Raw genomic sequence first — 7669 nt, forward strand, 5'->3', positions numbered from 1 at the left:
CGCGGGAGCGCCCACAGGATCGCGACCCCTGCCAGGATGAAGCCATGTCCGCCGATTCCCAGCCCGGATCCGCCGCCCTCATCGAGCGGCGTGGCATCGAGATCGTCCCCGAGTCGGAGCGCACGGCGCGCCCCCGCGACCTGTTCTGGCCGTGGTTCGCCGCGAACGTGTCGGTGTTCGGCATGTCCTACGGCTCCTTCCTGCTCGGGTTCGGGATCTCGCTCTGGCAGGCCACTCTCGTCGCGATCATCGGCATCGTCGTGTCGTTCGCACTGTGCGGACTCATCGCGATCGCCGGCAAGCGCGGATCCGCGCCGACCATGGTGCTGTCCCGGGCGGCGTTCGGCGTGCAGGGGCAGAAGATCCCCGGCATCGTCTCGTGGCTGACCTCGATCGGCTGGGAGACCTCGCTCACGATCACCGCCGTGCTCGCGACCACGACCGTGCTGCATGAGCTCGGCTGGGTCGGCGCCGACGGCGACGTCGCCGTGCACCTCATCGCGACCGTGCTGGTCGCGGCGCTCATCGTCGGTGCCTCCGTGCTCGGCTATCACACGATCATGAAGCTGCAGTCGGTGCTCACCTGGCTGACCGGGGCGTTCACGATCCTGTTCCTGATCCTGACGGTGGGCAGCATCGACTGGAGCAAGGCGTTCGCGCACCCCGACGGCACGCTCGCTCAGACGATCGGCGCGCTGGTCATGGTGATGACGGGCTTCGGACTCGGCTGGATCAACATCGCCGCCGACTGGTCGCGCTATCAGAAGCGCACCGCCTCCGATGCGCAGATCGTCACGTGGAACACGATCGGCGGATCCGTCGCCCCCATCGTGCTGGTGTTCTTCGGCCTGCTACTGGCGGGCTCGAACGACAAGCTCAGCGCCGCGGTCGCCGCCGACCCGATCGGCGCGCTCGCGACCCTGCTCCCGACGTGGGCGCTCTTCCCGTTCCTCATCGTCGCGATCCTCACCCTCGTCTCCGGCGCGGTGCTCGGCATCTACTCCTCCGGCCTCACGCTTCTGAGCCTGGGCATCCGGATCCCCCGACCTGCGGCCGCGGCCGTCGACGGCGTGATCCTCACGATCGGCACGATCGTGGTGGTGTTCTTCGCGCAGAATTTCATCGGCCCGTTCCAGTCGTTCCTCATCACGCTGGGCGTCCCGATGGCGGCGTGGGCGGGGATCCTGATCGCCGACATCCTGCGCAGGAAGAAGGACTATGACGAGGCGGCGCTGTTCGACTCCCGCGGACGCTACGGCGCCTGGGACGGGGTCTCGATCGGCACGCTCGTCGTCGCGTCGGTGATCGGCTGGGGCTTCGTGATCAACACCTTCGCCGAGGCCGCTCCGTGGAACAACTGGCAGGGCTACTTCCTCGGCCTCATCGGCGGCAAGGACGGAGAGTGGGCCTACGCGAATCTCGGAGTGTTCTTCGCGCTCGTGCTGGGCTTCGTCGTGACCTGGTTCGCCCGCGCCGCCAGGATCCGCCGCCAGGAGCAGGCGTGACGGACCAGCCTGGAATCGGCCCGACTCTGAGCTCGTCGAAGGCCCCCTGGCTGGTCGTGATCGATCCGCAGAACATCTTCGCCGCGCCGGACTCGGCCTGGGGATCCCCGATGTTCCCCGCCGCGTTCGCGAACATCCGCCGCCTCGCCGAAGCCGCGGAGGGCAGGGTCCTCGTGACGCGCTGGCTGCCCACCGCGGATCGGCGCACGTCGTGGGGCGACTACTTCGCGGCCTGGCCGTTCGCGGACAAGGCCGCCGACGATCCGCTGTACGACCTCGTGCCGGAAGCGCGGATCCTCTCTGCGCATCCGACCCTTGATCTGCCCACGTTCGGCAAGTGGGGGCCCGGGCTCGAACGGATCATCGGATCCGCCTCCGTCGTGCTCGCGGGCGTCTCGACGGACTGCTGCGTGATCTCGACCGCGCTCGCTGCGGCCGATGCGGGCGCGCGCGTCACGATCGCCGCCGACGCCTGCGCGGCGTCGACGCCGGAGAACCATGCCGCCGCCCTCACGGTCATGGGGCTCTATCCGCCGCAGCTGACCGTGGCCGACACGGAGGCGGCGCTCGCGATCCTGAACGACGCCCGCTGACCGGACCGCGTAACGCCTGTCCAGGTGCGAGACGACAGACCGATCGGATCCGGTTCGTCAGCCGAGGACGGCAGCGACCGTGCGCCGCGCGAGCGCGCCCCGGTCCTCCGGGGCCCACTTCACCAGCGAGTGGGCGTTCATCCCGTCCACGGTCGCAAGCAGCAGCCATGCCGCGCCGTCCGCCCGAGCCGCACTGACCTCCCCGGCCGCGACACCCTCGGCCACGATCGCCTCGAGGTCCTGCTGCCAGTGATCCATCTCCAGCCGCACCCGCGCGGCGAGCACATCATTGCCCGCGCCGGCCGCCCAGGCCTGCACCCACACCAGTGTGACGTCGTCGCGATCGCCGTCGAGCAGGGTCTCCACGATGCGCGTGATCCGGTCGCGGAGGGTGGCCCCCGTGCGGCCATCGGCGACGACCTCTTCGCGCTCCGCACCGACGATCGCGCCGAACACGTCGGCGACGAAGGCGTCCATGCTGGGCCGGTAGTGCGTGACGAGCGCCGGCGTCACGCCCGCAGCTGCGGCGACCGTGCGCACCGTCAGCGGCGCGATCCCACCCTGCCGCGCGAGTGCGATGGCGGCGTCGAGGATCGCCCTCTCCCGCTGCGCCGGCGGCATCCTCTTCGGGTTGGGGGTTGACGAGGTGCTCATGGGGCTATACCGTATCGCTAGTTGGCCGCTTGTTCAATAAGCGTGATGAACCCGATCCGAGGAGCACCGATGCCCTGGCTGATGCCCAGCGAGACCGCCCGACACGACCGTGTCTGGATGGCCTTCCCCGCCGAGGGCGAGACCCTCGGCGACACCGACGCCCTGCGCGAGGAGGGCTACGCGACCTGGACCGCCGTCGCACACGCGGTCTCGGCCTTCACCCCGGTCACGATCCTCGTCGATCCCAAGGAGATGACCCGCGCCCGGCGCATGCTGTCCTCCGACGTCACCATCCTCGAAGCGCCGGTCGACGAGTTCTGGATGCGCGATTCCGGCCCCACGTTCGTGGTCGACCCCGAGCGTCCCGGCGTGCTCGGCGCCGTGGACTGGGTGTTCAACGGCTGGGGTGCCCCGGAGTGGGCCCGCTGGCACGACGCGGCGCAGCACGCACGCATCATCGCGGCCGAAGTGGGCGCCGAGCTCGTCAGCTCCGCGCTCGTGAACGAGGGCGGCGGCATCCACGTGGACGGCAAGGGCACGGTACTGCTCACCGAGACGGTGCAGCTCGACCCGCGCCGCAACCCCTACCTCGACCGTCAGCGCGTGGAGGCTGAGATGCTCCGCACGATCGGCGCAACCAAGGCGGTGTGGCTGCCGCGCGGCCTCACCCGCGACTACGACGACTTCGGCACCAACGGTCATGTCGACATCGTCGCGGCGATCACCTCCCCCGGCAGGATCCTCCTGCATGCGCAGCAGGATCCCGGACACCCCGACTTCGAGGTGTCGGCCGCGCTGCGGGAGCACCTGGCCGCTCAGACCGACGCCGCAGGGCGTTCGTTCGAGGTCATCGATCTGCCGGCCCCGGCGACCCTGCGCGACGAGGAGGGCTTCGTCGACTGGAGCTACGTCAACCACCTCGTGACGAACGACGGCGTCATCGCCTGCGGATTCGGCGACGACGTCGCGGATGCGCGCGCCCGCGAGATCCTGGCGGACGCCTACCCCGGTCGCCGCGTGGTCACCGTCGACGCCCGTCCGCTGTTCGACCGCGGCGGCGGCATCCACTGCATCACCCAGCAGCAGCCCACGCTCTGAGTCCGGCGCCCGTCCCGGCCGCCCCGCGCGACCGGGACGGATCGCCTTCTCCCCGGTCGTCGAGCCCCCTTCGGCTCTCGAGGACTCGCACCGCACAAGCACATCGAGCCGAAGGGGCACTCGGGAACCGCCCGGACGACAGCCCCGCCATCCGAATGAGGTCACCATGTTCGACGTCGTCGAGACCCCCATCGCCCGTCTCCGCGAAGCCCTCGAGTCCGGCGAGACCACGGCCGTCGCTCTCGTCGACGCCTACCTCGCCCGCATCGAGGCGTACGACGGGCCGGAGACCGCGACGGCGCTGAACGCCGTCGTCGTGTCCAACCCCGCGGCGCGCAGCGAGGCAGAGGCCTCCGACGCCCGGCGCGCCCGAGGCGAGACGCTCGGCCCGCTCGACGGCATTCCGTACACCGCGAAGGACAGCTACCTCGTGCGCGGGCTGACGGCGGCGGCCGGATCCCCCGCCTTCGCCGAGCTCGTCGCTCAGCGCGACGCGTTCACGATCGAGCGACTCCGCGCGGGCGGTGCGATCTGCCTCGGTCTCACGAACATGCCGCCCATGGCCAACGGAGGCATGCAGCGCGGCGTCTACGGGCGCGCCGAGAGCCCGTACAACGCGGACTGGCTGACGAGCGCTTTCGGATCCGGGTCGTCGAACGGCTCGGGCACCGCGACGGCGGCGTCGTTCGGCGCGTTCGGCCTGGGCGAGGAGACGTGGTCGAGCGGTCGGGCGCCGGCATCCCACAATGCTCTCGTCGCCTACTGCCCCAGCCGCGGCGTCATCTCGGTGCGCGGCAACTGGCCGCTCGTGCCGACGCAGGACATCGTCGTGCCGCATGCGCGCACGGTCGCCGATCTGCTCGAGGTCCTCGACGTGGTCGTCGCCGACGACCACACCACGCGCGGGGACTTCTGGCGGGCGCAGCCCTGGGTGCCGCTGCCGGCGGCATCCGCAGTGCGGCCGCAGTCGTACGTCGCCCTGGAGCCGGCCGATCTGCACGGCAAGCGGTTCGGCGTCCCCCGGATGTTCATCAACGCGGATCCCGAGGCAGGCACCGGCACCGGGATCGGCGGGCCGACGGGTCAGCGCATCGAGACCCGCGCGTCGATCATGCAGCTGTGGCGCGCCGCTCGCGCCGCCCTGGAAGCAGCCGGCGCCGAGGTGATCGAGGTCGACTTCCCCGCCGTCTCCAACTACGAGGGGGATCGCACCGGCGCGCCGACCATCGCGACCCGCGGCATCGTGCCGCCCGAGTTCCTGCGCAGCGAGGTCATCGAGCTGTGCGCGTGGGGGTGGGACGACTTCCTCGGCGCGAACGGCGACCCGGCACTCGACTCGCTGGCGCAGGTCGACGGGGCGAGGATCTTCCCCGCACCCGCGGGTGCCCTCCCCGATCGCTACACCGGTTTCGACGACGACATCAACGAGCTGCCCGATCTGTTCCGGGCGCACCCGGTCACCGACATGACGGCGATCCCGCTCATGGAAGCCGGCCTGCGCGGGCTCGAGGAGACGCGCCGGGTCGATTTCGAGCAGTGGATGGACAGCCTCGGGCTGGACGCGGTCATCCACCCGACCATGGCCGACATCGGCCCGGCGGACATGGACGTGAATCCCGCGTCCGCCGACCAGGGCTGGCGCAACGGCGTCTGGGTCGCCAACGGCAACATCGTGCCGCGCCACCTCGGCATCCCCTCTGTGACGGTGCCGATGGGCACGCTCTCCGACATCGCGATGCCGGTCGGGCTGACCATCTCGGGCCGCGCCTATGACGACACCCGGCTGCTGCAGCTCGCCGCCGCCTTCGAGGCGACCGGCGACCGGCGCACGTCTCCGTCGCGGACCCCGCGGCTCTGACCCGCGTTCAGCACCCAGGCGGATCCGTGCGCATCGCGCGCGGATCCGTCTCTGTGTGTCGGCACATTTCATGGGCGTTACCGTCCGCGACACGCCCGGCCGTAGCCTGGTCGGACCGATCCCGTGAGGAGAACACCGTGACCACGCACCGCACTCAGCTCTCGCCCGTTCTGGCGCGACGGGCTGTGGCGTGCATGTGCGATCACGGCGATGTCTGCTCCTCCTACGCCCCGGGCCACGCGCTGCACCTCATCCAGGCGCGCCTCGCTTCCGCGACGGCCGCCGGCTGGACCGACGCGCTCGTGTCCGGCGTCGACCGCGCGTCCGGCATCGTGCGGGTGACCACGCTCGACGGCGACACGCTCTCGCTGTGGAACGCCGGCGGCGCGGCTCTCGAGGTCGAGCCCGGTCAGCCCGTCGCCGTGCACACCCGGTGGGACGTGCTCGCGATCGGCGCTCTGCGCTACAACGTCGCGCGCGCCTGAACGGCGCCCGGTCGGGGGCCTCCGCCCTGTCAGACGAGGGCCCCCGGCCGACGACTAGGCGCCGAGCTCTCGGAGGAAGCCCTGCACGTGCTGCTGCAGGCGCAGGATCCGCTGCTCGCGCGCCGCCTCCCGGTCGTATCCCTCGTAGGCCAGCGGCGGCAGGCGCCGCACGTTGGCGGAGCAGCCGAAGTTCGCGCAGATCAGCACGCCGAGCGTGTTGCCGTTGCGCCCTTCGGGACCGGCCTTGCGCGCGGCGAAGAACTGCACGTCGTTGCGCAGCGTGACGTCCTCGCACCACGAGCACTGTGCTCGAGCGCTCGTGCGCTGCTCGGCCTGCTGCAACAGCACCGTCACCGGCGAACCGTCGTCGCGGTGCGCTACGACGTACGCGCGGCGGGGCATCTTCGGATCCGACCACCCCAGGAAGTCGAGCTGGGGAAAGTCGGACGCGCCGAACTCCGGCGGCAGGGTCATGGAGGACGCCTCCTTGCGGGAGGCGTTGCGGAAGGACGCGCGGATGGCGCGCTCGTCGATGGGAAGCATGTCGTGCTCTCTGTGCGAGATCGAAGCGTCCGCCTCAGGGGATGGACGCGAGAAGACGGCTGCTGAACGCAGCCCGAGGATTGCCTGCGGAGAACTCACGCAGGCGCGACGAACGAGCCGGCAGCAGAACCACCGGCAGGGGCGTCAGCCTCTGTCACCGGCGCGGAGCGCGCCAGTGACCTCCTTCGGCACCGGACGGGCGCCTCGAACAACGAGCATGTTCCGATCCTAAGTCACCCGGCGCGGCCGGGGACACAGCTCCCGCTCAGGCCGCCATCATCGAGTCGCGCATCGCCATGCACGCGTCCATGCACGCCTTGCACGCCGCCGCGCACATCCGGCACACCTCGCTGTGGGCCTCGTGCTTCATGCACATGTCCATGCAGAGCTGGCACATCGCCATGCAGGCGTCGAGCATCGACATCATGACCGCCGGGGTCATCCCCTGCATGCGCATCATCGAGCGCATCATCGTGTTGCACATGTCTGCACAGTTCATACACGACGGCGAACAGTCCATCATCTGCGTCGCGCACACCGTGCAGGCCTGCTCGCAGGCCGAACACGCGTCCATGCACGCCTGCATCAGAGCCATGTCCATCATCTCCATGCCGGGCATCATGTCCATGCTCTTCATCGAGTCCATCATCATCGCGTCCATCGCGAGCTCCTTCGTCCACCGGGAAGGCGGGCGAACGGCCCGTCTGACGCCCAGGGTAGCCCCGCGTCGCCGTCGAGTCGATGCCCGGACGAGCTCCGTTCGCGACCTTCTTCCATAGAGCTCGCGGCCGGCGGAAACGGACCATGACGGGCGCAGCGGCCCCGTGAGCGGGCACGCGAATCCCGCCGCGGAGCGGCGGAGGTCGCGGGGCCGCGCACGCACGAAAAAAGGCCGCCCCGAGGGGCGGCCTTGAATCGTTCAGACTCAGAAAT

General features: G+C 70.4%; 8 protein-coding genes. 5 read left to right on the forward strand and 3 right to left on the reverse strand.

Annotation, left to right across the window (positions count from 1 at the left end; genetic code table 11):
• Positions 1–44: 44 nt before the first annotated feature.
• Positions 45–1505, forward strand: coding sequence for a cytosine permease (locus tag LXM50_RS15700; RefSeq protein WP_233312406.1), 1461 nt, complete (start codon positions 45–47; stop codon positions 1503–1505).
• The gene (locus tag LXM50_RS15705) at positions 1502–2098 is read left to right on the forward strand and encodes a cysteine hydrolase family protein (protein WP_233312407.1); all 597 of its coding nucleotides are present in this window, start codon (positions 1502–1504) and stop codon (positions 2096–2098) included. The genes LXM50_RS15700 and LXM50_RS15705 overlap by 4 nt, the downstream gene beginning before the upstream one ends.
• A gap of 57 nt (positions 2099–2155) precedes the next feature.
• Here the strand turns inward: LXM50_RS15705 and LXM50_RS15710 are convergent, their stop codons facing one another.
• On the reverse strand, positions 2156–2752 hold the full coding sequence (locus LXM50_RS15710) for a TetR/AcrR family transcriptional regulator (RefSeq protein ID WP_233312408.1): 597 nt from the start codon (positions 2750–2752) through the stop codon (positions 2156–2158).
• Between the two features lie 69 nt (positions 2753–2821).
• Here LXM50_RS15710 and LXM50_RS15715 point away from each other — a divergent pair, with 69 nt between their 5' ends.
• The 3 genes from LXM50_RS15715 (at position 2822) to LXM50_RS15725 (ending at position 6193) form a co-directional block, all read left to right on the forward strand.
• Complete coding sequence (locus LXM50_RS15715; RefSeq protein ID WP_233312409.1) at positions 2822–3850, forward strand: agmatine/peptidylarginine deiminase; 1029 nt, start codon at positions 2822–2824, stop codon at positions 3848–3850.
• 166 nt (positions 3851–4016) lie between these two features.
• On the forward strand, positions 4017–5708 hold the full coding sequence (locus LXM50_RS15720) for an amidase (RefSeq protein WP_233312410.1): 1692 nt from the start codon (positions 4017–4019) through the stop codon (positions 5706–5708).
• A 137-nt stretch (positions 5709–5845) separates the two neighbouring features.
• The gene (locus LXM50_RS15725) at positions 5846–6193 is read left to right on the forward strand and encodes a hypothetical protein (protein WP_233312411.1); all 348 of its coding nucleotides are present in this window, start codon (positions 5846–5848) and stop codon (positions 6191–6193) included.
• A gap of 54 nt (positions 6194–6247) precedes the next feature.
• Here the strand turns inward: LXM50_RS15725 and LXM50_RS15730 are convergent, their stop codons facing one another.
• On the reverse strand, positions 6248–6736 hold the full coding sequence (locus tag LXM50_RS15730) for an FBP domain-containing protein (RefSeq protein WP_233312412.1): 489 nt from the start codon (positions 6734–6736) through the stop codon (positions 6248–6250).
• A gap of 265 nt (positions 6737–7001) precedes the next feature.
• Entirely contained in the window at positions 7002–7397 is a 396-nt protein-coding gene (locus tag LXM50_RS15735) for a hypothetical protein (protein WP_233312413.1), read from the reverse strand.
• Positions 7398–7669: the final 272 nt, after the last annotated feature.

This window comes from Microbacterium sp. Au-Mic1 (assembly GCF_021341785.1).
In the GTDB taxonomy this organism is placed as follows: Bacteria; Actinomycetota; Actinomycetes; order Actinomycetales; family Microbacteriaceae; genus Microbacterium.